The 24350-nt window shown below is 64.7% G+C and carries 19 protein-coding genes and 1 tRNA gene; 16 read left to right on the top strand and 4 right to left on the bottom strand.

Annotation, left to right across the window (positions count from 1 at the left end):
- The first annotated feature begins 46 nt into the window (after positions 1 to 46).
- From ligA to gloA2, 3 genes are read left to right on the top strand one after another with little or no spacing between them, the layout of a single operon-like run.
- Positions 47 to 2440 carry an NAD-dependent DNA ligase LigA gene (gene ligA / locus ABQJ54_RS00480; RefSeq protein ID WP_367852318.1) on the top strand — a complete coding sequence of 798 codons (2394 nt, stop codon included), beginning with the start codon at positions 47 to 49 and terminating at the stop codon, positions 2438 to 2440.
- A complete protein-coding gene (gene epmA, locus ABQJ54_RS00485) occupies positions 2437 to 3396 on the top strand; it encodes an EF-P lysine aminoacylase EpmA (protein WP_367852319.1) in 960 nt (319 codons plus the stop codon). The genes ligA and epmA overlap by 4 nt, the downstream gene beginning before the upstream one ends.
- 15 nt (positions 3397 to 3411) lie before the next feature.
- Positions 3412 to 3795, top strand: coding sequence for an SMU1112c/YaeR family gloxylase I-like metalloprotein (gene gloA2 / locus ABQJ54_RS00490; RefSeq protein WP_367853538.1), 384 nt, complete (start codon positions 3412 to 3414; stop codon positions 3793 to 3795).
- Between the two features lie 54 nt (positions 3796 to 3849).
- On the opposite strand, the gene aqpZ is transcribed toward gloA2, so the two are convergent.
- Positions 3850 to 4596, bottom strand: coding sequence for an aquaporin Z (gene aqpZ, locus ABQJ54_RS00495; protein ID WP_367852320.1), 747 nt, complete (start codon positions 4594 to 4596; stop codon positions 3850 to 3852).
- Between the two features lie 323 nt (positions 4597 to 4919).
- Here aqpZ and ABQJ54_RS00500 point away from each other — a divergent pair, with 323 nt between their 5' ends.
- Positions 4920 to 6236, top strand: a complete 1317-nt coding sequence (locus ABQJ54_RS00500) for an MFS transporter (protein WP_367852321.1) — start codon at positions 4920 to 4922, stop codon at positions 6234 to 6236.
- 27 nt (positions 6237 to 6263) lie between these two features.
- On the opposite strand, the gene ABQJ54_RS00505 is transcribed toward ABQJ54_RS00500, so the two are convergent.
- On the bottom strand, positions 6264 to 6950 hold the full coding sequence (locus ABQJ54_RS00505; RefSeq protein ID WP_367852322.1) for a DUF2461 domain-containing protein: 687 nt from the start codon (positions 6948 to 6950) through the stop codon (positions 6264 to 6266).
- Between the two features lie 10 nt (positions 6951 to 6960).
- Positions 6961 to 8397: an exodeoxyribonuclease I gene (gene sbcB / locus ABQJ54_RS00510; RefSeq protein ID WP_367852323.1), complete on the bottom strand. Its 1437-nt coding sequence runs from the start codon at positions 8395 to 8397 to the stop codon at positions 6961 to 6963.
- Positions 8398 to 8447: 50 nt separating this feature from the next.
- On the opposite strand from sbcB, the gene orn reads away from it, so the two are divergent.
- The 4 genes from orn to ABQJ54_RS00530 all read left to right on the top strand — a co-directional run bounded on the left by orn (position 8448) and on the right by ABQJ54_RS00530 (position 12413).
- Positions 8448 to 9014, top strand: coding sequence for an oligoribonuclease (orn, locus tag ABQJ54_RS00515; protein WP_367852324.1), 567 nt, complete (start codon positions 8448 to 8450; stop codon positions 9012 to 9014).
- Entirely contained in the window at positions 9011 to 9925 is a 915-nt protein-coding gene (folP, locus tag ABQJ54_RS00520) for a dihydropteroate synthase (protein ID WP_367852325.1), read from the top strand. Before orn ends, folP begins: the two co-directional genes overlap by 4 nt.
- Before the next feature lie 80 nt (positions 9926 to 10005).
- Positions 10006 to 11352 (top strand): phosphoglucosamine mutase, encoded by a 1347-nt coding sequence (glmM, locus tag ABQJ54_RS00525; protein ID WP_367852326.1) that lies wholly within the window; start codon positions 10006 to 10008, stop codon positions 11350 to 11352.
- A gap of 125 nt (positions 11353 to 11477) precedes the next feature.
- Positions 11478 to 12413: an isopenicillin N synthase family dioxygenase gene (locus ABQJ54_RS00530; RefSeq protein ID WP_367852327.1), complete on the top strand. Its 936-nt coding sequence runs from the start codon at positions 11478 to 11480 to the stop codon at positions 12411 to 12413.
- 45 nt (positions 12414 to 12458) lie between these two features.
- Here ABQJ54_RS00530 and ABQJ54_RS00535 read toward each other — a convergent pair whose 3' ends face one another.
- Positions 12459 to 13265, bottom strand: coding sequence for an SDR family NAD(P)-dependent oxidoreductase (locus ABQJ54_RS00535; RefSeq protein ID WP_367852328.1), 807 nt, complete (start codon positions 13263 to 13265; stop codon positions 12459 to 12461).
- A gap of 109 nt (positions 13266 to 13374) precedes the next feature.
- On the opposite strand from ABQJ54_RS00535, the gene tpiA reads away from it, so the two are divergent.
- The 8 genes from tpiA (at position 13375) to ABQJ54_RS00575 (ending at position 24349) form a co-directional block, all read left to right on the top strand.
- Complete coding sequence (gene tpiA / locus ABQJ54_RS00540; RefSeq protein ID WP_367852329.1) at positions 13375 to 14124, top strand: triose-phosphate isomerase; 750 nt, start codon at positions 13375 to 13377, stop codon at positions 14122 to 14124.
- Positions 14125 to 14142: 18 nt separating this feature from the next.
- The gene (gene secG / locus ABQJ54_RS00545) at positions 14143 to 14586 is read left to right on the top strand and encodes a preprotein translocase subunit SecG (RefSeq protein WP_367852330.1); all 444 of its coding nucleotides are present in this window, start codon (positions 14143 to 14145) and stop codon (positions 14584 to 14586) included.
- Between the two features lie 13 nt (positions 14587 to 14599).
- Positions 14600 to 14684, top strand: a tRNA-Leu gene (locus tag ABQJ54_RS00550).
- A 184-nt stretch (positions 14685 to 14868) separates the two neighbouring features.
- Positions 14869 to 16092, top strand: coding sequence for a tyrosine-type recombinase/integrase (locus tag ABQJ54_RS00555; RefSeq protein ID WP_367852331.1), 1224 nt, complete (start codon positions 14869 to 14871; stop codon positions 16090 to 16092).
- A 255-nt stretch (positions 16093 to 16347) separates the two neighbouring features.
- Complete coding sequence (gene rpoD, locus ABQJ54_RS00560; RefSeq protein ID WP_367852333.1) at positions 16348 to 18951, top strand: RNA polymerase sigma factor RpoD; 2604 nt, start codon at positions 16348 to 16350, stop codon at positions 18949 to 18951.
- Positions 18948 to 20462 (top strand): ATP-binding protein, encoded by a 1515-nt coding sequence (locus ABQJ54_RS00565; protein WP_367852334.1) that lies wholly within the window; start codon positions 18948 to 18950, stop codon positions 20460 to 20462. The genes rpoD and ABQJ54_RS00565 overlap by 4 nt, the downstream gene beginning before the upstream one ends.
- Before the next feature lie 13 nt (positions 20463 to 20475).
- Complete coding sequence (locus tag ABQJ54_RS00570; protein WP_367852335.1) at positions 20476 to 23361, top strand: Z1 domain-containing protein; 2886 nt, start codon at positions 20476 to 20478, stop codon at positions 23359 to 23361.
- Positions 23345 to 24349: a PD-(D/E)XK motif protein gene (locus ABQJ54_RS00575; RefSeq protein WP_367852336.1), complete on the top strand. Its 1005-nt coding sequence runs from the start codon at positions 23345 to 23347 to the stop codon at positions 24347 to 24349. Before ABQJ54_RS00570 ends, ABQJ54_RS00575 begins: the two co-directional genes overlap by 17 nt.
- The last annotated feature ends 1 nt before the right edge of the window (position 24350 follow it).

Consider the following 24350-nt stretch of genomic DNA (forward strand, 5'->3'; position numbering starts at 1 on the left):
TTATCGCGAGCGCCCGGCGGAGCCGCGGATCGCTAAACTTCGCTGCATGAGCGCATCCCCCGTCCCCGCCGACAGCAAAACCCGTGCCGCCGACCTGCGCGAGCGCATCGAGCAGGCCAACTACCGCTACCACGTGCTCGACGAGCCGGAGATCACCGACGCCGAGTACGACCGCCTGATGCGCGAGCTGGAGGCGCTGGAAGCGGCGCATCCCGGACTGGCCACGCCCGATTCGCCCACCCGCAGGGTCGGCGCGCGTGCCAGCGGCGGCTTCGCCGAGGTGCGCCACGCGATGCCGATGCTGTCGCTGTCCAATGCCTTCGAGCAGCCGGGCGAGGACGAGCGCATGCGCTTCCACGAGGTGGCCGAATTCGAGCGGCGCATCGAGCAGGCATTGGACCGGAGCGAGCCGCTGTTCTCGGTGGAGCCCAAGCTGGACGGTCTGGCGATCAGCTTGCGCTACGAGCGCGGCGTGTTCGTGCAGGGCGCCACCCGCGGCGACGGCGAGACCGGCGAGGACGTCACCGCCAACCTGCGCACCGTGCGCGCCATTCCGCTGCGCCTGCGTGGCGCGGGCTGGCCCGGGGTGCTGGAGGTGCGCGGCGAGGTGATCATGCTGCGCAAGGATTTCGAGGCGTTCAACGAGTACGCCCGCACGCATGGCGAGAAGACGCTCGCCAACCCGCGCAACGGCGCGGCGGGTTCGCTGCGCCAGCTCGATCCGGCGATCACCGCGAAGCGCAAGCTGAGTTTCTTCGCCTACGCGGTGGGCATCGTGGAAGATGGCGAGCTGCCGTCCACGCATTCGGCCACGCTGCAGCAATTGCGCGAGTGGGGTTTCCCGGTGTCGCCCGAGGCAGGCACGGCCCGCGGCTTCGCGGGGCTGATCGCCTATTTCAGGCGCATCGGCGCGAAGCGCGACAGCCTGCCCTACGACATCGACGGCGTGGTCTACAAGCTGGACGACTACGCGGGGCAGCGCGAGATGGGTTTCGTGGCGCGCGCGCCGCGCTGGGCCATCGCGCACAAGTTCCCGGCGCAGGAGCAGACCACCACGGTCGAGGCGATCGAGATCCAGATCGGCCGCACCGGCGCCGCCACGCCGGTGGCGCGGCTGGCACCGGTGCAGGTGGCCGGCGTCACCGTCACCAACGCCACGCTGCACAACGCCGATCAGGTAGCGCGGCTGGACGTGCGCGTGGGCGACACCGTGATCGTGCGCCGCGCGGGCGACGTGATTCCCGAGGTGGTGCGCGTGATGCCCGAACTGCGCCCGCCGCGCACGCGACCGTGGACGATGCCCGCACACTGCCCGGTATGCGGCTCGGCGCTGCTGCGCGAAGAGGGCGAGGCGGCGTACCGCTGTTCCGGAGGCTTGATTTGCGCCGCGCAACGCAAGGAGGCGCTGATCCACTTCGCCTCGCGCCGCGCGATGGACATTGACGGCCTCGGCGAACGCTACGTCGATGCGTTGGTGGATTTCGATTACGTGCACACGCCGGCCGATCTCTACCGGCTCAGGCTGGACGATTTCCTGGAAATGAAGCGCCGCGCCGACGAGCGCGACAACACTACGCCCGAGACGGTCAAGGCCGGCAAGATCGCCACCAGGTGGGCGGAGAACCTGCTCGACGGCATCGCGGCCAGCAGGAACACCACGCTGGCGCGCTTCCTGTTCGGGCTGGGCATCATGCATATCGGCGAGAGCACGGCGAAGACGCTGGCCGCGTGGCTGGGCCGGCTGGAGTTCGTGCGCAGCATGCCGGCGCCGGTGCTGCGCGTGCTGCCGGACATCGGCGGCGAGGTGGCGGCGTCCATCGCCGGCTTCTTCGCGCAGCCGGGCAACCAGCAGGTGGTCGACGCGCTGCTTGCCGAGGGCGTGCATTTCGGCGACGAGGGCGAGCCCTCGCCGAAACTGCGCGAGCGGCTGGGCCTGGCCGTGCTGCTGGACATGGCGAACGTCAACAAGCTCGGACCCAAGAGCACGGCGCTGCTGGCCGCGCAGTATCCGACGATGCAACGCCTGCTCGGCGCGGGGCAGGCGCAGTGGATCACCGCCGGCCTGCCGCAGGCGGCGGCGATCAACCTCGAAGCGCATCTGGCTGACGCACCGCGGCTGGCCGCGTTGCGCGAGGCCGAGGCCGCGATGCAGCGCCTGCTCGATGTCATCCCGCAGGCGGCGCGGACGGCCAGCCTGCCGCTGGAAGGCCAGACCGCGGTGCTCACCGGCACCTTGCCCACGATGAGCCGTGACCAGGCGAAGGAGAAGCTCGAAGCCCTGGGCGCGAAGGTCGCGGGCAGCGTGTCGAAGAAGACCAGCTTCGTGGTGGCCGGCGCGGAAGCCGGCTCCAAGCTCGACAAGGCGAACGAGCTGGGCGTGCCGGTATGGGACGAGGTGCAACTGCTGGCCCTGCTGGCCAAGCACGGAGTCACGCCATGAAAAGCCCGGGCCTGCACGAGGCGTTGCGCTTGCGCGCACGCATCTACGCGCTGATCCGCGCGTTCTTCGCCGAACGCCAGGTGCTGGAGGTGGAAACGCCGATCCTTTCCGCCGCCGGCAACACCGAACCGAACATCGAGAGCTTCAGCACGCAGTTCAGCGGCCACGTCGATGCCGGCGCGCGCGAGCGCTGGCTGCGCACCTCGCCGGAATATCCGCTGAAGCGCCTGCTCGCCGCGGGCGTGGGCGACTGCTACGAACTGGGGCGGGTGTTCCGCAACGGCGAGGCGGGCGGACGGCACAATCCCGAGTTCAGCATGCTGGAGTGGTACCGGGTGGGCTGGGACCATCGCCGCCTGATGCACGAGACCATCGAACTGGTGGCGGCGACACTGGCGATGCTGGGTCGTCGCGCCGAGGTACTGATCGAGGGTTACCGCCAGTTGTTCATCGACGAACTGGGGCTGGACCCGGCGCACGCGCCCCTCGACGAGCTGCGCGCGCCGCTGGCCGGCCAGGGCATCGATCCCGCCGGGCTCACCCGCGACGACTGGCTGGATCTGTTGCTCACCCACAAGCTGCAGCCGGGGTTCCCGCGCGACCGCATCACGGTGATCCACGACTATCCGGCCAGCCAGTGCGCGCTGGCCAGGGTGCGCCCCGGAGATCCGCCGCTGGCCGAACGTTTCGAGCTGTACCTCGGCCCGTACGAACTGGCCAACGGCTACCACGAACTCAACGACACGGCGGAGCAGCGGGCGCGGTTCGAGCATGACAACGCGCGCCGCCGCGAACGCGGCCAGCGCGAGCTGCCGCTGGATGCGAACCTGCTTGCCGTGCTGGGAGCCATGCCCGACTGCGCCGGCGTGGCGCTGGGCGTGGAACGCCTGCTGATGTGCCTGGCCGGCACCGACGCCATTGCCGACGTGCTGGCGTTTCCCTTTGCGGAGGCCTGATCCGTGCCGGAGCCCCTGCTGCGCGGCATCCATCACGTCGCCCTGATCTGCTCGGACTATCCGCGTTCGAAGGCGTTCTACGGTGGGACGCTGGGGCTGCGCATCGTGCGCGAGGTCTACCGCGAGGCGCGCGATTCCTGGAAGTGCGACCTGGAAGTCGGCCCCGGCGTGCAACTGGAGCTGTTCTCCTTTCCCGATGCGCCGCCGCGCCCTTCCTGGCCGGAGGCGCAGGGACTGCGCCACCTCGCATTCGCGGTGGCGGACGTGGACGCCGCCGTGGCGGAGTTGACTGCGCGCGGCGTGGCCTGCGAAGCGGCGCGGGTGGACGAATACACCGGCAGGCGCTTCGTCTTTTTTGCAGACCCGGACGGATTGCCGATCGAGCTTTACGAAGCGTAGCCAGGCCATGATCGCGCCACGCGGCCCGGAGGCCGCGTGGCGCGCATGCTTCGCTCAGACCTGGTCGCCCTTGATATCGGGCAGGGCGGGGCGGTCGCTCCACAGGTAGCGGTAGATCAGGCCGCCGATGATGCCGCCGATGATCGGCATCACCCAGAAGAACCACAGCTGCTCCACCGCCCAGCCGCCCTGGAACAGGGCCACGCCGGTCGAGCGCGCCGGGTTCACCGAGGTGTTGGTGACCGGGATGCTGATCAGGTGGATCAGGGTCAGCGCGAGGCCGATCGCGATGCCGGCGAAGCCCACCGGCGCGCTCTTGTGGGTGGCGCCCATGATGATGAAGATGAAGAAGCCGGTCATCACGATCTCGCATACCGCCGCGGCACCCATCGAATAGCCGCCCGGCGAATGCGCGCCGAAGCCGTTCGAGGCGAAGCCGCCGCCGACGGGGTCGAAGCCCGTCTTGCCCGAGGCGATCACGTACAGCACCGCGCCGGCCACGAGGCCGCCGATCACCTGCGCGATGATGTACGGGATCACTTCCTTCACCGGAAAGCGGCCGCCGGCGGCGAGGCCGCAGGTCACCGCCGGGTTGATGTGGCAGCCGGAGATGTGGCCGATGGCGTAGCACATCGTGAGCAGGGTGAGGCCGAAGGCCAGCGCCACGCCGGCATACCCGATGCCGAATGGATAACCGTCTGCACCGGCGACGTGCGCAGCCAATACCGCGCTGCCGCAGCCTCCCAGTACCAGCCAGAACGTGCCGAAGAATTCGGCGGCCATGCGTTTGCCCAGGTTCATCGAAAACTCCTTCTCGATTGCGTGATTGGACACGAGCGTCGCCGCGTGCGACGCATGCCGGATGACTGGCCGGAGGCCAGGGTCGAACGACGTTTCCTCTCCCCTGAAAACGGCGCCGGGCGGGTCGCGCGCAGGCTGACCGGCTCGCCCTGTGGCCCGGCATCCTGCCGGACCGGGCGAGCATAGGGGATGCGGGCGGCATCGCGTAGTGTCGTGTGCTGGGAGCCTGTTCGATGTCTCCGCAACGCGGGTCATGCGGAGACATCGAACAGGCTCTGAGCTATGTTGCCGAATCCTTTCTGCATCGGGCCGCGGTTCCCCTCATGAGCGAAGCCACGACATTGTCGACACCGGATGTGACAGACGCGGCAGCGCGCCGGCTGGACCGCCGCGATGCGCGCACCCTGCTGCTGTCCGCGCTGGGTGGCGCGCTGGAGTTCTACGACTTCGTGGTGTTCGTGTTCCTCGCGATGCCATTGAGCGAGCTGTTCTTTCCGCAGGGCACGACGCCCTGGCTGGCCCAGATCAAGGTCTACGGCATCTTCGCCGCCGGCTACCTGGCACGTCCGCTGGGCGGCATCGTGATGGCGCATTTCGGCGACCGTTCCGGGCGCAAGCGCATGTTCGCGCTCAGCGTGTTCCTGATGGCGCTGCCCACGCTGGCGATCGGCCTGCTGCCCACCTACGCCCAGGTCGGCATGCTGGCGCCGCTGCTGTTGCTGCTGCTGCGCATCGTGCAGGGCATCGCGGTGGGCGGCGAGGTGCCGGGCGCCTGGGTGTTCGTGGCCGAGCACGTGCCGGCCGGCCGGGTGGGCTTCGCCTGCGGCAGCCTCACCGCGGGACTGACCGTGGGCATCCTGATCGGTTCGCTGCTGGCCGCGTGGCTCAATGCGCGGCTGGGCGCGGCGCAACTGCTGGACTGGGGCTGGCGGCTGCCGTTCCTGCTCGGCGGGGTGTTCGGCTTCGTGGCGGTGTGGCTGCGCCGCTGGCTCAGCGAGACGCCGGTATTCGCCGAAATGCGCGAGCGCCGGCAGCTCAGCCGCGAACTGCCGCTGCGCGTGGTGCTGGCATCACACCGCCGCGGCGTCGCGGTATCGATGCTGGTGACCTGGATGCTCACCGCCGCCGTGGTGGTGCTGATCCTGCTGCTGCCGTCGCTGGCGCCGAAGAGCTTCGGCATTCCCTCGCGGCTGGCCTTCCTCGGCAATGCGCTGGCCGCCTGCGGACTCACCGTGGGCTGCATGCTCTACGGCTGGCTAGCCGACCGCCTTGGCTCGCTGCAGACCTTGCTCGCCGGTTCGCTGCTGTTGATCGCCGGAACCTGGACACTGTTCGCGGACCTCGCCGCGGGCGGTGCGCATTTCCTGCCGCTGTACGCGCTGGCCGGCCTGCTGGTGGGCGTGGTCGGCGTGGTGCCGGTGGTGATGGTGCAGGCGTTCCCGCCGCCAGTGCGATTCTCAGGCCTGTCGTTCTCGTACAACGTGGCCTACGCCGTGTTCGGCGCCAGTACCGCCGCGATGATCGGCTGGCTCGCCGTGCACGCCGGGCGCATGGCGCCGGCGCAGTACGTGACGATCACGGCGCTGGTAAGCGTGGGCGTGAGCGCGTGGTTGCTGGCCGCGAGAACCGGTCGTTCCTGAGCCTGCCTGAGGATCGAGGCCGGGGCTTCAGAACTCCAGCTCTTGCGTGGCGCAGAGGTAGTCCACCATCGGCGCCACGCGCTTGAAGCAGGCCACTGTCCACGGCAGCAGCTCGGTGGAGCAGGCCAGCGCCTCGTCGAAGGCTTCGCCGCAGGCGAAGTCCTTGCGCTTCAGGTCCTCGATCAACTCGTGGCCGGGGTCGTAGCCGTGCGGCGGGCGCTTCAGCGACTCGCCCCAGAATTGCAGGTGCTCGCGGAAGGCGGGGCTTTGCGTGGCCTTCTTCCAGGTGGCGGGGTTGTCGGCGAGGAAGGCGCGGATCTTCTTCAGCGCATCGGGCTCGGGATGCCACATGCCGCCGCCGGCGAAGCAGTCGCCGGGCTGGATGTGCATGTAGAACGAGGGCGCCGGGATTTCGTGGCGGCGCTCGTGGAAGAGGCGCGCGCCCTGCCAGGGCTTGTACGGCAGCTTGTTGTTGGAGAAGCGGGTGTCGCGGAAGATCCGGAACAGCGAGCCGCCGTTCTTGCGCGGGTCGGCGCGATAGTGCGGGCTGATCTTCGCCAGCGGCGCCTGCAGGTCGGTGATGAGTTGCAGGAACGGCTCGCGAACGTGGCGCTCGTAGTCGCTCTTGTGGGCCTGGAACCACTCGCGGCTGTTGTTGCGGTCGAGCGCGCGCAGGAACTTGAACGTGGCGGGGCTGAAGTAGGCGTGGGGCATGGGGGCTCGGTCAGGTCAGTTCGGCGGCCAGCTGCTCGCCCCAGGCCTGCAACCGGTCCAGCAGGGGCAGCTTGTCCTGCCGTGCGGGATCGGCGCGCAGGGCGGCGAGCATGGCGAAGTAGTCGTCAAGGGTGAGCGTGGTCAGCGGCGTCTCGCGGGTGAGGCGCCGGCGGCGGAAGCTTTCCCAGCGTTCGCGTTCGTCGGCGTCCAGGGTTTCCGGCCAGTTGCGGGCGCGGTAGCGGAACAGCAGCTCCGCATAGCGCGGATCGCGGAACGGGAAGGCGCGCGTGGCCAGCTGTTCCGGCGGCGTGGCGCGCACCTCGCGCAGGAGGCGCTTGTCGGCGTCGGGCAGGAAGCCGCCGTACAGCGCCAGTTCGGGATCTTCCGCAGGCGGCAGTTCGGCGGCGCGGGCGAACACGCGGGCGACCCTGGCCGCCAGTCCGTCGACGGCGGCCAGCGCATCGCGATGGGCGAGGCAGCGTCCGGGATCGAGTTGCAGGCGCGCCAGGTCCACGCCTTTCAGCGCGGAGAGCGGCGCCAGTGCCGGGGCGCGGTTCGCGCGCACGGTGCGCAGCGGGATGCGCTCGACACCCTCCGGCAGGTCGGCACGCGCGGTGAACACGCGGTCGGCGATCTCGTCCTCGTCGAGCTGCAGCCACTCGGCCGGATCGTCGATGAGGTCGCAGACGATCACCTCGCCGGGCCGGCTGGGGTGCAGCGCCAGCGGCGCGATCAGCGCGAGGCAGTGCCGGCTGGACGGGTAGCGCGAGGACACGTGCACCAGCGGCGTCATGCCGGCCACGTCGAGCAGCTCGAACACGCGCTGCTTGCGGCGCAGTGCGTAGAACCAATCCCACAGCTTGGGTTGGCGCACGCGGATCAGCCGGGCCAGGTCGATCAGCGCGTGCACGTCGGACAGCGCGTCGTGCGCGCGTTCCTGCTGCAGGTGGTTGGCGGCGGCAAGGTGCTCGAGCTTGAAGCTGGGCGTGCCGTCCTCGCGGGTCGGCCAGACGATGCCCTCGGGCCGCAGCGCCTCGCACATGCGCGCGAGGTCGATCAGGTCCCAGCGCGAGTTGCCGTTCTCCCACTCGCGGCCATAGGGCTCGAAGAAGTTGCGGTAGAGCAGCTGCCGCGTTACCTCGTCGTCGAAGCGCAGCGAGTTGTAGCCCACGCCGCAGGTGCCCGGCGCGGCGAGCTGCTCGTGCACGCGGGCGGCGAACTCGGCCTCGCCGACGCCTTCGCGTACGGCCTGCTGCGGCGTGATGCCGGTGATCAGGCAGGCCTCGGGCTGGGGCAGGCTGTCGCGCGGCGGCTGGCCGAAGAACATCACCGGCTCGCCGACGATTTCCAGGTCCATCGTGGTGCGGATGCCGGCAAACTGCACCGGACGGTCGCGCCGGGTGTCGGCGCCGAAGGTCTCGTAGTCGTGCCAGAAGAAAGTCTGCATGGGCCGATGATCGCATGGCGTGCTGATAGACTGCGCGCCCAGGAGGGCGCATGAGCCAAGCCAACGACGACAACCTGATCTGGATCGATCTGGAGATGACCGGCCTCGACACGGATGCCGATTCGATCCTGGAGATCGCCACCATCGTCACCGACAAGGAACTCAACGTGTTGGCCGAGGGGCCGGTGTTCGCGATCCGCCACGAGCTGGACCGGCTGGAGGCGATGGACGCCTGGAACCGCAACCAGCACGGCAGGTCCGGCCTGTGGCAGCAGGTGCTCGATGCCACCGCCGACCATGCGGTCGCCGAACAGGCCACGCTGGACTTCCTGCGCGACTGGGTGCCGGCGGGCAAGTCGCCGATGTGCGGCAACTCGATCTGCCAGGATCGCCGTTTCCTGCACCGGCAGATGCCGCGGCTGGAGCGCTTCTTCCACTACCGCAACCTCGACGTGTCCACGCTGAAGGAGCTGGCACGACGCTGGGCGCCGGCAGTCGGCAAGGGTTTCGGCAAGGAGTCCGCGCACACCGCGCTGTCGGACATCCGCGACTCCATCGAGGAGTTGCGCTACTACCGCCGCTACATGGGTGCGCTGGGCGGGCACGACCTGGCATGAATGCGCTCGACGCCATGTTCGCGCCCGTGCTCGACTGTGCTGGTCGACGACTGGTGCTGGACCGCCCGCGCGTGGCCGGCATCATCAACGTCACTCCCGACTCGTTCTCCGACGGCGGCGAGCATGCCACCACGGAAGCGGCCGTGGCGCACGGGTTCGCGCTGGCGGAACAGGGTGCCGATATGCTCGACGTGGGCGGCGAATCCACCCGCCCGGGGGCGGCCGAGGTGCCGGTGGAGGAGGAGCTTCGCCGGGTGATCCCGGTGATCGAGCAACTGGTCGCGCGCACGGTGCTGCCGATCGCCGTCGATACCTCCAAGCCCGAGGTGATGCGTGCCGCGGTGGCCGCGGGCGCCGGCATGATCAACGACGTGTATGCGCTGCGCCGCGAGGGCGCGCTGGAAGCTGTCGCCGAACTGGGCGTGCCGGTGTGCCTGATGCACATGCAGGGTGAACCGCGCAGCATGCAGGACGAGCCGCATTACGACGACGTGGTGGGCGAGGTGCACCGCTTCCTCGCCGACCGCCTGTTCGCCTGCGAGCTGGCGGGCATCGACAAACGCAAGGTGATGGTCGACCCGGGTTTCGGCTTCGGCAAAAACCTCGAACACAATCTTGCTTTGCTGCGCGCGCTGGAGCGCTTCGCGGACCTGGGCAACGGCGTGTACGCGGGTTTGTCGCGCAAGTCGATGATCGGCACGCTGACCGGTCGCCAGGCGCCGGCCGGGCGCGCTGCGGGCTCCGTCGCCGCCGCGTTGATCGCAGTTCAGCGGGGCGCGCGCATGGTGCGCGTGCACGACGTGGCTGCGACCGTGGATGCGCTGGCAGTGTGGCAGGGCGTGCACGCGGGCGACGAGGCGCCGCGCCGCAATCCGAAGCCGAAGGCGCCGCGCTGGCCGGACGACGACTAGCCGGAACAGAGAGAAGCGACAGGACGGCGGTGCACTGAAGCGTCGTCGCCGGGACAGGGAATCCTTTCGGGAAGGTATCCATGAGTCAATGCAAGTATTTCGGTACCGACGGCATCCGTGGCAGGGTGGGCGAATGGCCGATCAACGCCGAATTCATGCTGCGCCTCGGTCGCGCGCTCGGCGCGGTGCTCCGGCGGCAAGGCGGGGCGCGGCGCGGCGTGCTGATCGGCAAGGACACCCGCGTTTCCGGCTACATGTTCGAGGCCGCGCTGGAAGCCGGCCTGGTTTCCGCCGGCGTGGACGTGCGCATGCTGGGGCCGATGCCGACACCGGCCGTGGCCTTCCTCACCCGTTCGCTGCGCGCCGAAGCCGGCATCGTGATCAGCGCCTCGCACAATCCGCACCATGACAACGGCATCAAGTTCTTCTCCGCGCAGGGCGAGAAGCTCAGTGACGCGATGGAGCAGGCCATCGAGGCGGAGATCGACGCGCCCTTCATCACGGTGCCTTCCGAGCAGTTGGGCAAGGCCCGCCGCATCGACGACGCGGTGACCCGCTACGCGGAGTTCTGCAAGAGCACGGTGGCCGAGGACTTCAACCTCAACGGCCTGAAGATCGTGCTGGACTGCGCGAACGGCGCCACCTACCAGGTCGCGCCCAAGGTCTTCGCCGAGCTGGGAGCCGAGGTGATGGCGATCGGCGACAGGCCGGACGGTTTCAACATCAACCGCGACGTGGGTTCCACCCATCCGCAGGCATTGCAACGTGCGGTGCTGGAGCAGGGGGCGGACCTCGGCATCGCCTTCGACGGCGACGGCGACCGCGTGCAGCTGGTGGACCGCCACGGCGTGCTCGCCGACGGCGACGACCTGCTCTACGTGATCGCCCGCGCCTGGCAGGCGCGCGGCCTGCTGCACGGGCCACTGGTCGGCACCCTGATGAGCAACTACGGCCTGCAGCTGGCGCTGGAAAAGCTCGGCATCGAGCTGGTGCGCGCCAAGGTGGGCGACCGCTACGTGCTGCAGCAGCTCAAGGAGCGCGGCGGCGTGCTGGGGGGCGAGACTTCCGGCCACATCCTGTGCCTGGATCGCGCCACCACCGGCGACGGCATCGTCTCCGCGCTGGCCGTGCTGGAGGCGCTGGCCGGCGAGGATTTCGCCACGGCGCGGCAGGGGCTGGACAAGCTGCCGCAGGTGATGATCAACGTGCGCGCCGACGGTGCGCGCGAGGCGCTCGACAGCGACGCCGTGCGGCAGGCACTGGCTGCCACGGAACAGACCCTGCGCGGCCGTGGCCGCGTGGTGCTGCGCCCTTCCGGCACCGAGCCGCTGGTGCGGGTCACCGTGGAGGGCGCCGACGCGACCGAAGTGCAGCAGTTGGCGCAAAGCCTGGCCGACGTCGTAAAATCCTCCGCAGAACGCTCGTGAACCAGCAGGCGCGCCGCGCCTGCCTCAGGTCAACCCGGATCCGGTCGCCAAGGAATGGCCCGACGTGAACCGTCCCTGCGGTGGCGGTACACAAATCGACCGCGCAACCGACCGGACTTGAACCCATGAAGAACGTTCCCACTCTTGACATCCGCCGCTACGACACCGACCGCGACGCCTTCGTTGCCGAGCTGGGTGCGGCCTACCGCGAATTCGGCTTCTGCTGCATCAGCGGCCACGGCATTCCGCGCGAGCTGGTCGACGGTGCCTACGACGCCTTCCGCCGCTTCTTCGCGCTGCCCGCCGAAACCAAGATGAAGTACCACGTGCCGGGCAGCGGCGGCGCGCGCGGCTACACCCCGTTCAAGGTGGAAACGGCGAAGGACAGCAAGCATCCTGACCTCAAGGAGTTCTGGCATGTCGGCCGCGAGCTCGCGCGGAACTCGAAGTTCGCCGACGTGATGGCGCCCAACCTGTGGCCGGCGGAGGTGCCGGAGTTCCACCCGTACGGCTACGGCCTGTACGAGGCGCTGGACCAGCTGGGCACCCGCGTGCTGCGCGCGCTGGCCCTGCACATCGACCTGCCCGAGCACTACTTCGAGGACAAGACCGACCAGGGCAACTCCATCCTGCGGCCGATCCATTACCCGCCGATCACCGAAGAGAACATCCCGAACGTGCGCGCCGGCGCGCACGAGGACATCAACTTCATCACCCTGCTGGTGGGGGCGAGCGCGGAAGGGCTGGAAGTGCTGACGCGCGAGGGCGAGTGGCTGCCGATCACCACCGAGGGCGATGCCATCGTGGTGAACATCGGCGACATGCTGCAGCGCCTGAGCAACCACGTGTATCCGTCCACCACCCATCGCGTGGTGAATCCGCGGAACGCGAACGCGCGCAAGCCGCGCTACTCGGTGCCGTTCTTCCTGCACCCGAACCCGGACGTGGTGCTCGACCCGCTGCCGCAGTGCGTGACGCCGGACAACCCGAAGCGCTACGACACGTCGATCACCTCGCACGAGTACCTGCAGCAGCGCCTGCGCGAGATCAAGCTGATCTGACGGTTTGTTCCCTCTCCCCCAGCACGGTTTGGGGGAGGGCTTTCGTCAATCCGCCTGGCGGTAGCGTCGTCCCTGCCGCGCCGACAGGCGGAACGCCAGCCGGTCCGGCATCAGCTTGAACATGCCCTTGATGAGGCGGTTCACGCGACCGGTGACATGCACGGCATCGCCGCGCTCCACCGCGGCGATGCCCTCGGCCACCACCTCGCCGGCGTTCTGCCACATGAAGCCGGGCAGCTTGTTCATCAGCGTGCGGGTGCCGGTGACGTCGTGGAATTCGGAATACGTGAAGCCGGGGCACAACGCACACACGTGCACGCCGCGCTCGCGGCTTTCGAGTGCCAGCCCCTGCGAGAACTTGATCAGGAAGACCTTGGCAGGCGCATACAGCGTGTGTCCCGCGGTACCCGGCACATGGCCGGCCAGCGAGGCCACGTTGACGATGCGGCCATAGCCGCGCTCATGCATGCCGGGCAGCAGGCGCCAGGCCAGTTCGACGGGAGCATTCAGCAGCACCTGCAGGAAGTCCGCGTGCGTGCGCCAGTCGCTCGCCGCGAAGCTGCCTGGCACACCGTAGCCGGCGTTGTTGATCAGCCAGTCCACTGCAAGCCCGCGCTGCGCCAGTTCCTCGCACAGGGCCTTTGGCGCGGCGGGATCGGCGAGATCGGCCGCCAGCACAGTCACCGTGCAACCATGCTGCTGGTGCAGCTCCACGGCCAAGCTCTCCAGCCGCTCCCGTCGACGCGCAGTCAGCGCCAGGTCGTGGCCGCGCGCTGCCAGTGCCCGCGCGAAGGAGGCGCCAATGCCGGCAGAGGCGCCGGTGACGAGGCTGAGGGGGCGGGCAGGCGCCATGCGTTTCTCCTGGGAATATCCCTGCATCTTGAACGTTGCGCTGCAGCAATACCAGTCTTGCTATCGTCCTGTAAAATCTCGGTTTTGTACGAATGGAATGACGTCGAACATGCGCAAGAAGCTCGTCGCGGCGAACTGGAAGATGCACGGCAGCCGCTCGATGGCTGCCGCCCTGTGCGGCGAGGTCGCCGCCGCCGGCCCGGGTGGCATCGACGTGGTGGTCTGTCCGCCGTTTCCCTATCTGAGCGCCGTGGCCGCGGCCTGCGCCGATGCCGACATCGGCGTGGGCGCCCAGGATCTCAGTGAGCACGAAGGGCAGGGCGCGTACACCGGCGAAGTGTCCGCTGCGATGCTGGCTGATTGCGGCGCGCAGTGGGTGATCGTGGGTCATTCCGAGCGACGCCAGTACCACGGCGAAAGCAACGAGCTGGTGGCGCGCAAGTTCAACGCGGCGCGTGCCGGCGGCCTCACGCCCATCCTCTGCGTGGGCGAGACCCTGGCGCAGCGCGAAAGCGGTGAAACCGAGACGGTGATCGCACGCCAGCTGCAAGCCGTGCTCGCCGATGGCGGCATCGCCGCGTTCGACACGGCCGTGATCGCCTATGAGCCGGTATGGGCGATCGGCACCGGCCGCACTGCGACACCCGGGCAGGCGCAGCAGGTGCACGCGTTCATCCGTAGCCAACTTCAGAAGGAAGATGTTATGATTGCCCGTCTGACTCGGCTGCTTTATGGCGGCAGTGTCAAGGCGGCCAATGCCGCCGAGTTGTTCGCGCAGTCGGATGTGGACGGGGGGCTGATTGGTGGAGCCTCGTTGACCGCTTCCGATTTCCTTGGAATCTGTGCAGCGGCGCGTTAGTCGCCACGGGCTCGATTGATGTTCGTCATTTTCAGCGTGTTTTACATCCTGATTGCCGCGGCCATGACCGTGCTGATCCTGCTGCAGAACGGGGAAGGCGCCAGCGCCGGTTCCGGTTTCGGCGGCGGTGCCTCGGCCACGGTGTTCGGCGCGCGTGGTTCGGCCAACTTCCTGACCCGTGCCACCGGCGTGCTGGCCGCGCTGTTCTTCGCGTTGAGTCTTGGCATGGGCGTGTATCTGCACAGCCACGGCACGCAGCAGAACAGCGGCGCCGATCTCGGCGTGATGGCCGGGATGAGCAACCAGCCGGCGCCTGTCAAGCAGGCCCCGGCAGCGACCACGCCGGTGAATCCGGAAGTGCCTGCGGCCGCGCCGGCCGCAGCGAACACGGCGGCACCTGCTGCGGCAAGCAAGCAGCAAGGCGAAGTACCGGCCGCGCCGTCGCCGCAGAAGCAGCACTAAAGCAAGCACACCTGCCCAGGTGGCGGAATTGGTAGACGCACTACCTTGAGGTGGTAGCGCCGCAAGGCGTAGGGGTTCGAGTCCCCTCTTGGGCACCAATGCATTGTTTGAGGACGTCCGATAGAGTCCAAAAAACACAACGAAACCCGCTATTTGGCGGGTTTTTTTGTGCCTGAGCATCCGACTCAGTGCAATGGCGTCCGATTGAATCCGACGAAAATTGGGGGCATATTTAGGGGCACATGAGCCAAAGATAGTCGCCTCTACTTTGGAGATGCCCCCATGGCCCTGACCGATACCGCCATTCGCAAAGCTGCCCCACACCAGAAGCCGTACAAGTTGTCGGATGGAGGTGGCATGTATCTGGAAGTGATGCCGACCGGTGCGAAATACTGGCGGCTCAAGTACCGGATAGCCGGCAGAGAGAAGCGATTTGCACTGGGTGTGTATCCGGTGGTGTCCCTGGCCAGTGCCAGGCAGGGACGTGAGGAAGCCCGCAAGCTGCTGGTGCAGGGCGTCGATCCCAGCGCAGCACGCCAGGAAGCCAAGCAGGCGAGAGCGGAGGTAATCGCGATGGCGGCCGACACCTTCGAAGCCGTCGGTCGCGAATGGATGGGGCGGCAAGAGGTGGCCGAGGTGACGGCGAACAAGACCCGATGGATCTTGGAGACCTTCCTGTTCCCCGAGATCGGCAGCCGACCTATCTCAGAGATCACCCCGCGCGAGTTGCTGGCCGCCCTGCGCAAGATCGAGGAAAGCGGCAAGCTGGAAACGGCCAAACGGGCCAAGATCAAGGCGGGGCAGATATTTCGCTATGCGGTGCTGGAAGGCAAGGTCAAAACTGATCCGACCACCAGCTTGCGCGGCGCGTTGAAGCCGCCGAAGAATCGGCACCACGCTGCCATTACTGATCCCGTTCAGGTCGGTGAATTGCTGCGCGCTATCGAGGGTTTCAACGGACAGCCTGTCACGCTGGCTGCCCTGAAATTGGCGCCGCTGGTGTTTGTGCGTCCCGGTGAGCTGAGGCAGGCGGAGTGGGCCGAAATCGACTTGGACGGAGCCATGTGGAGGATCCCACCCGAGCGCATGAAGATGAATGCCGCTCATTTGGTGCCGCTTTCCAAACAGGTTCTGACGATTCTGCGTGATCTTCATCCGTTAACCGGCGAGGGTCGCTATGTGTTTCCAGGTCTGCGCTCCGCCAGCCGGCCGATGAGCGAGAACACCGTGAATGCGGCGCTGCGTCGTCTGGGCTATTCCGGCGAGGAGATGACTGGACACGGGTTTCGCAGCATCGCGGCAACGCGCTTGAACGAGATGGGCTGGAACGCGGATGCGATCGAGCGACAGCTGGCGCATTCGGAATCGAACAAAGTGCGCGAGGCTTACACCCATACCGCGCAATACTTGGATGAGCGCAAACGCATGATGCAGGCATGGGCGGACTACCTGGATGCGCTGCGCGCGGGTGGCAAGGTAGTTGCCTTCAACCCCAAGACTGGTTGATCGAAGCGTCACCCTAAGAAAGGAAGGCCGCCGCCATCCGTTTCGCGGGGGCTGCGCGAGCGTGATCCATGCCCTTGCGGTGCGTGGAGTTGGGCGGAAATGGTCACAGAAGGGCAGGCGAGGGCTGTAGCTTCCCCTGCCTTATCAAAGCTGGAGCAGATGCAAGCCTGGCACTGGTAACGCTGTGTCTTCTGGAGCGGAAGTGGTCCAAATCCTGCAGGGCTGAGGGGGCGTCTCGAACGGTGAGATAAGGAAGTGCATAATCCCAAGCTGAAGGATCGCGTTAACAGGGGGGGCCGGAATGCCGGTGCGGTTGAAGTTTCTTCATGGGATTTGCACACAAATTCCGAAATTTGCCTGCTCGAAGGGCCGGGTGTGAGTGCGCTTGCCTCCTGTACTGCGCTGCCTCTAAATCGGCTACTCAAACTGGCTGCTGCCGCTGGCGTGGATACTGCTGTCCAGCTACACATCGCCCGTGGTGACAACCTGAATGCCCGTGATGGGGCAGGACTTACGCCTCTGATGCTGGCCGCGCGAAACAACCGCGCGTCGACCTGTCGGGTGCTCCTGGACTCGGGAGCAATAGTCGAACTGATCGATCCTTCCGGGCTTGACGCCCTGGCCCTCGCCAGAGCGGCCAAGGCATTTGATGCTTTCGGGGTCATTGAAGCGTTCATTCGGGAGCGAAAAAAAGCGGCGGACGCATTCGTGGACCAGGTCAGCGCAGAGCTGGACGTACTGGACGCAGAAACCTCGCAAGAGGTCACCACAATCCGCTCTTCAACGGATTTGCCCGAAGCGGAGCCGGGCGCCAGTTGGGAGGAGGAAGACGAAATCGTTGCGCCCGAGGGTGACGAGTCGCTGGCAAATGCAGCGAAGGAGCTGCATGTTGCCATCACAAATCACAGGGCGTTGGACGAACTGGTCGACTGGTCCGATGTTTCTGTCTATTTGCCGGAGAAGTCTGCTCGGCCGGTACGCGTGCTTGATGGCGGGAATCGATGGCCACTGCAGAGTCTGATCCTTAAGGGCATTCGGGAAGGGAGTATTCCCGATCTGGACGTACAGGCGCTTTTTGAGGACGCGGAAGGTAACCGGGACGAGGAGAGCGAAGCACGGCTCCGATTGGTCCTCGGTGAAATCAACGTCTCAACGGATGAAAGGCAGGTGCTGCGTTCCGAGCCGCTTCAGAACGAGGCAGATGACAGTGAAGAGGAAGATCTGGAGGACGCGATTGCGTTCTACGACGAAGTAACGTCGTCGGGCGACCGTTGCGTAAAGCGCTATCTCCGCGATGTGGCCTCGTTTGAGTTGCTGACGCGCGAGGGCGAAGTTGCCCTCGCTAAGCGGATCGAAGACGGGTTGGGTCAGGTGCAGGCGTCACTGGCTGGTTTCCCCCAGGTCGTCGAGTTTCTGCTGGAAGAGTATGAGCAACACCTAAGTGGAAAACGCCGTTTAAGTGAAGTTCTTGCAGGTTTTTCCGACGTTGATTTGGCCATCGATGCTGAGGCATCCAGGGCTGATCAAGCTGCACGCAGTGATGAAGGCGTTGCATTGGCTGGCATGGAGGATGAAACCCTGCTCGATGAGGAGGAGACGATTGTTGGCCTCGATCCCAATGAGGTTGCGCGCCGCATGGCCTTATTGCGCGAGTCTTACGAGGCTTTCAGGAAGATGGCATCAACCTCGAATGATTTGTCCAGTGAGGAAGTCTCCAGGCTTCGGGGACGAATGGCCGAAGAGTTCCGCACACTGAAGCTGCCGACTGCGTTGATTGGCACTCTCGTGCGAATGTTTGGGGAACTGGTGGCTGACATCCCGCGCCATATGCGCGCGCTCACCGAAATCATCGTCACTTGCGCAGGAATGCCCAAAGCAGATTTCATTCGGGCATTCCCCGGGAATGAGGCCAACACTCCATGGGCAGGTCAGCTCTCGCGAAGTGGGCAGCCATGGGCTTCAGGCATTCTTGCTGTTCGCGATGCCATCGAGAGAGAACAGCAGGGTTTGGCCGCCATTGAGCGCAACCTTCTGTTGCCGGTGGCAGACATCCGGGATTGTAACCGCGCGATCCATGTCGGCTATGCACGTGCGCGCCGCTCAAAAAGGGAAATGATCGAAGCCAACCTGAAGCTGGTGCTGTCGATCGCAAGGAAATACACCAATCGTGGCCTCCAGTTTCTGGACCTGGTTCAGGAAGGAAACATCGGCCTCATGAAGGCGGTCGACAAGTTTGAGCATCGTCGTGGTTACAAGTTTTCGACGTATGCCACCTGGTGGATTCGTCAGGCCATCACGCGCGCGATCGCCGATCAGGCACGCACCATTCGCGTCCCGGTTCACATGATTGAAACGATCAACAAGCTGGGCGCCGTTTCGCGCCGGATGCAGCAACAGCTCGGTCGCGCAGCGACTCCTGCTGAGCTTGCATCTGAAATGGAGGTTGCCGAGGAAAGAATCCACAAAGTCCTGAAGATCGCGGCGGAACCGATTTCACTCGATACACCCGAAAGCGAAGATGACCCTACGCCATGGGGTCGGTCCATCGAAGACAAGCAAACCTCTTCTCCGGTCGATCTCGTCGGAGAAAGTGACCTCAAGAAGTCGGTGGATGCGGCGATTTCGGAGCTCACGACGCGCGAAGCCGAAGTGCTGCGCATGCGCTTCGGGATCGACATGGACACCGATCACACGCTGGAAGAAGTGGGGAAAAAGTTCGATGTCACGCGTGAACGGATTCGCCAGATCGAGACCAAGGCGCTGAGAAAACTTCGCCATCCAGCACGATCGGTTGCCTTGAGAACTTTCATCGATTCCGAACCAGGCAATCTGTCTGAACCGGCGGAGTCAGACGCATGAACCAGACAGCTGGCACACGCAATCTTCCGCCGCGGGCGGGCGCAATGATTGAAGCCCTGCGTGGTCTTGGTTACTCGGTGGAAGCTGCGCTGGCGGATATTGTGGATAACAGTATTTCGGCGGAGGCGACCGAAGTGCGGATTGAGTTTTCCTGGGAGGGGATGGCCAGCCGGGTGGCAATTCTCGACAACGGGTTCGGCATGACCGATGGCGAACTGGAACGCGCCATGCAGCTTGGTGCGAAGAGCCCGCTGGAAGTGCGGGACCCGCTGGATCTGGGGCGCTTCGGCATGGGTTTGAAGACTGCCTCGTTTTCCCACTGCCGCTCGCTGACCGTCGCGACGGTCAAAGATGGCAACGCCTGTCTGCGGTGGGATCTCGATGCCCTTGCGGCAAATCCTTCAGGTGGGTGGACGCTGTTTGAAGGCACTCAGCCAGGATCTGAGGCGTTTGTCTCACCGCTGGCTGCTCAGCGCTCTGGCACGATGGTGCTGTGGGAAAAGCTCGATCGGATCGTGACGACGGGTTATACGTCCGCAGACTTCAGTGATCTGATTGACCGCGTCAACGCCCATCTGGCCATGGTCTTTCATCGCCTGCTTGAAGGTCAGAAACCTCATTTGCGGATTTTTCTCAACGGCCAGCCGGTGTTGCCGTGGGATCCGTTTATGGTGGGGCATCCTGCAAAGCCATGGGCATCCCCCATTGCGAAGACCAGCACGAGCGCCGGCCCAGTCGAGGTCGAGTGCCATGTCCTGCCACACAAGGATCGGCTTTCGCAACGCGAGTTTGATAGTGGCGCTGGCCCGAACGGCTGGACGGCTCAGCAGGGTTTCTACGTGTATCGGAACAAACGGCTTCTCGTCGCTGGTGGGTGGCTGGGGCTGGGACAGGGGCGAACGTGGAACCGCGAGGAATCCCATCGACTTGCACGTATTCGGCTTGACATCACGAATGCGGCCGATGCCGAGTGGAAGATCGACATCCGCAAGGCCACTGCCCGGCCACCGGTGTCTCTCCGTCCATGGTTGATGCGCCTTGCCGAAGACACCCGCGAACGCGCGCGCCGCGTTTTCGCCTATCGGGGCGCGCCAGTCTCGCGACCGGGGACGGCACCGCTTGAGCAGGCGTGGCGTGTGGAACGCACGAAGTCCGGGATGCGCTATCAAATCGATGAGCGTCATCCCGCAATCAGTGCGGTTCTCGATTTGTCTGTAGAACATCGCCCGCTGGTGCAGGCGATGTTGCGCGTGATTGAAGAGACCGTCCCTGTCCAGCGCATCTGGCTCGATACGGCCGAGAACAAGGAGACGCCGCAGACATCATTTGCGGGCGAACCATCGGCTGCAGTCATGGGTTTTCTCAACACCTTCTTCAAGGACATGGTTGGCCGCCGCGGCATGAGTGTCGAGGCGGCCAGACGACAGCTGTTGGTCACCGAGCCCTTTCAGAATTTTCCGGAGCTGATTGCTTCTCTTTCTGTTGCTGCCCCATCGTCAACAGACGCCTAGGCCAGGGTTATTCATGTCCGATAACGAAAAAACCGTGACGCTGGTGCTGAATATTGCTCAGCCTGTGCTTCATGCCGAACGCGAGAAGCAGGCGATCACGCCGGCGCTGATCGCTGAAAAGGTCGATTTTGCGGTTACCACGTTCGCCATCGACCTGTCGGCCAATGACCGCGACACAGTCATTTCGGAACTCATCCGTCGTTTCAGCCACTGGATTGGCAAGGATTCGGCGCTTCATGATTCCGAGGGCCATATTCCCTGGCTGATATCTGCCAGAAAACGAGACTGGCGATACTGGCAGCGCTACGAGACCTTTTTGCAGAAGCGACTTTCGGTGGATGTTGTGGCGGCACTGGACGAGTCGACCGATGGCATCCTCGGCCGGCTTGAAGATCCGACGCGCGAAGGTGCCTGGGATCGTCGTGGTCTGGTGGTCGGCCATGTTCAGTCAGGGAAGACCGGCAACTATTCGGGTCTGGTCTGTAAGGCTGCCGACGCGGGCTACAAGATCATCATCGTGCTCGCCGGCCTGCACAACAACCTTCGATCACAGACGCAGATCCGTCTGGAAGAAAGCTTCCTTGGCTACGAAACGTCTGAAAACCGCGATCCCGGCAAGCCACTGGGTGTTGCCGAAATCGATAGTGATCCAAAAATTCATCCGCATTGCGCAACAACGCGCGCCGACAACGGCGACTTCAACGCCAGTGTGGCAAAGCATTTTTCCATTTCTCCCGAAGAACGGCCCTGGCTGTTCGTCGTCAAGAAACAGAAGACGGTATTGACCCAGCTTCTCAAGTGGATTCGCGGGCACGTTGCGGATGGCACCGATACGAAGACGGGGCGTCGGATCGTGACGAACCTTCCGCTGCTTGTGATCGACGATGAAGCGGACAACGCATCCGTCGACACTGGCGAGCAGTGGTTCAACGCTGATGGCACTCCTGACGAAGAACACCAGCCGAAGACAATCAACAGCCTTATTCGTCAGGTTCTCCACGCATTCGAGAAGTCTGCTTACGTTGGATACACCGCGACGCCCTTCGCCAACATCTTTATTCATCGGCGGGGTACCACGATCGAGGAAGGTCCGGACCTGTTCCCTCAGGCATTCATCATCAATCTGGCTGCGCCTTCCAACTATGTGGGACCGACGCGGATGTTCGGTTTGCGCACGCCGGAAGGGCGGCAGGGTGGATTGCCGCTGGCACGCTACATCACCGATCACGTGCCTAGGGATCAACCTGGTGGCTGGATGCCTGCCAAGCACAAGAAGGATCACGTGCCGGTGCATGATGGCGAGGCAGCCTTGCCGCCGTCTCTCGTGGAAGCACTCCATTCATTCGTGCTGGCTTGTGCTGCGCGTGTTTGTCGCGGACAAGGTTCTGAGCACGCGTCCATGCTGGTTCACGTTACGCGTTTCACAAACGTCCAGAAGGAAGTTCACGATCAGGTTGCTCACGCGATGAATCGCATGCGGCAGCAAATTACCCAGCGGGTCGACCATGAACGGCTGGTGGATTGCCTTCGCAAGCTCTGGGACACCGACTTCATTCCAACCAGTGAAACGGTGGCTGCCGCGCTCTCTGATAGTGGCGAGGTCCTGGTGATGCCGTCTTGGGACGACATCATGCTCGTGCTTCCCGACACGATCCGGGACATCACGGTAAGAATCGTCAACGGCACGGCCAAGGATGCGCTCGACTACGCCGAGCATGATCAGATTGGCCTGAAGATGATTGCCATTGGCGGTGACAAGCTTGCGCGAGGCCTGACGCTGGAAGGTCTGTGCACCAGCTACTTTGTTCGCACCACCAAAATGTATGACACGCTCATGCAAATGGGGCGATGGTTCGGCTATCGGTCGGGCTATGTGGATCTGTGTCGTCTCTACACCTCGGAAGACCTCGTTGAGTGGTTCGGACACATTGCGGATGCGTCGGAGGAGCTGCGGGAAGAATTCGAAGCCATGGCCGAACGCAACGCCACACCAGAAAACTACGGTCTTCGCGTGCAGTCGCATCCGGTGCTTCTCGTGACATCGCCACTGAAGATGCGCACCGCCAAAAATCTCCAGCTTTCCTTCAGTGGCGAGCTTCTGGAAACCGTGTCGCTTTTCAAAGATCGCCGGTTGCTGGAACGCAACCTGGGGACCACAAACAAGCTCATGATCGCCATGGGTAAGCCCAGTGAAAGCAGCCCGATGCGCCTAAGGGGAGGCGTTCAGCAAAACTGGAGTGGCAGCCATCTCTGGAATGCAGTGAGTCCGGACGCCATTGCTGATTTCTTCGAGGCATATGCCACGCATCCCAACGCGCGCAAGGTCAACAGCAAGTTGCTGGCTGAGTTCGTCCGCAACATGGCGCGGGCCAATGAGCTCACTTCCTGGACTGTGGTGCTGATGGGAGGTGGACGCACCGAGAACGGCCATACGTTCGAAACCGGGTTGACCGTCGATATGCTCAAACGTGTTGATGAATTGCCGGGCAGTGACCGCTATTCCATCGGTCGTTTGTTGTCACCGCGTGACGAGGCAATCGACTTGGACGAGAAAGCCTGGGACGCGGCACTGGCAATGACCATCCGGGCCTGGGAGGCCAAGCAAAAGAGCACACAACCCAAAGCCCCCGAGGTTCCGAACGGCCCTGCCATTCGGCGTGTCCGGGGCAAGGGCGCTGAAGGCGTTGCTCCGGCTCCCGAGCGAGGACTGTTGCTGCTTTATCCGCTGGATCCACGGTCGGCCAACGACGCAGCGTCGGCCACAGGGAAGGGATTCGGCGATTACACCGATCCCGTAATTGCATTCGGCGTCAGCTTTCCCGCCAGTGACAACGGCGTCAAGGTGGAATATGCGGTCGATCACCTCACATGGGAGCAGGAATATGGCTCGGGCGAGTAGTGAGTTCGAGCTTGCGTGGGGCTCTATGGGCAACTCGGAGGATGCGACCGGTTGGCGCACGATCGCAGTAACACCATCGCGATCATGCAAATTAGCTGCAGGGCGCCGCTTCCCTGGCAAGGAAGAGGCGCTGCTCGTCGGCTTTTCCAACGTCAGCATACCTGCGGCTGAAAAACTCCCGGATGGTGGCGGCTTCAACGTGGAGCGTGTCGACCCGTTTGGCGATGGCGCAACCTGGTTGGCCCTTTCCCGCAAATCTTCCGGCAACGCCGATCTGTTCCTGACGATGGTCTGTGATGTTGCCGGTGCGCTCGACGAAGAAATGGCCTCATCTGGTCCGCTGCAGGTGAGGCGCTTTCTTGGGCGGGTGCGCGCGTGGCAGGAATTCATGCGCAAGGGAACCCAGTCGCTGAGTCCGGAGGCAGAAATAGGGCTCGTCGGTGAACTGACAGTTCTGACAGCATTGATTGCATGCGGCCTTGCACCGGCGAACTGTATCGAGGCCTGGGTAGGTCCGCTGGATGCGATGCAGGACTTTGAACTTGGAACAGGGGCGCTGGAGGTGAAGACGACCCTGTCTACTTCCGGCTTTCCAGCAAAGATTGGATCCCTCGAACAACTGGATGATGCGATTCGACAGCCGTTGTTTCTTGTCGGCGTGCGTTTGCGTCAAACGACAGAAGGTCAGTCCCTGCCTGCAGCTGTGGCCGCGTTGCGCCTCGCGATCCATGGCGACGCCGAGGCCGAACGTCGCCTGTGTGATCGGCTGATTGCCGTTGGCTTTTTTGACATTCATGCGGATCGCTATCCGCGACAGTTTGCTTTTACAGGGATGCAAACCATGCGGATTGGTGAGGGATTTCCGAGGTTGACCAAAGGTAGCGTTCCCGTTGGCATTGCGCAGGCAGCGTATGAAATTGATCTCGATAAAGTTGAAAGCGAGGTCGTGCCCCTTGATCAGGCACTGACTTTGCTGGGAGTGCTCTGAG

This window comes from Rhodanobacter lycopersici (assembly GCF_040812335.1).
Taxonomy (GTDB): domain Bacteria; phylum Pseudomonadota; class Gammaproteobacteria; order Xanthomonadales; family Rhodanobacteraceae; genus Rhodanobacter_A; species Rhodanobacter_A lycopersici.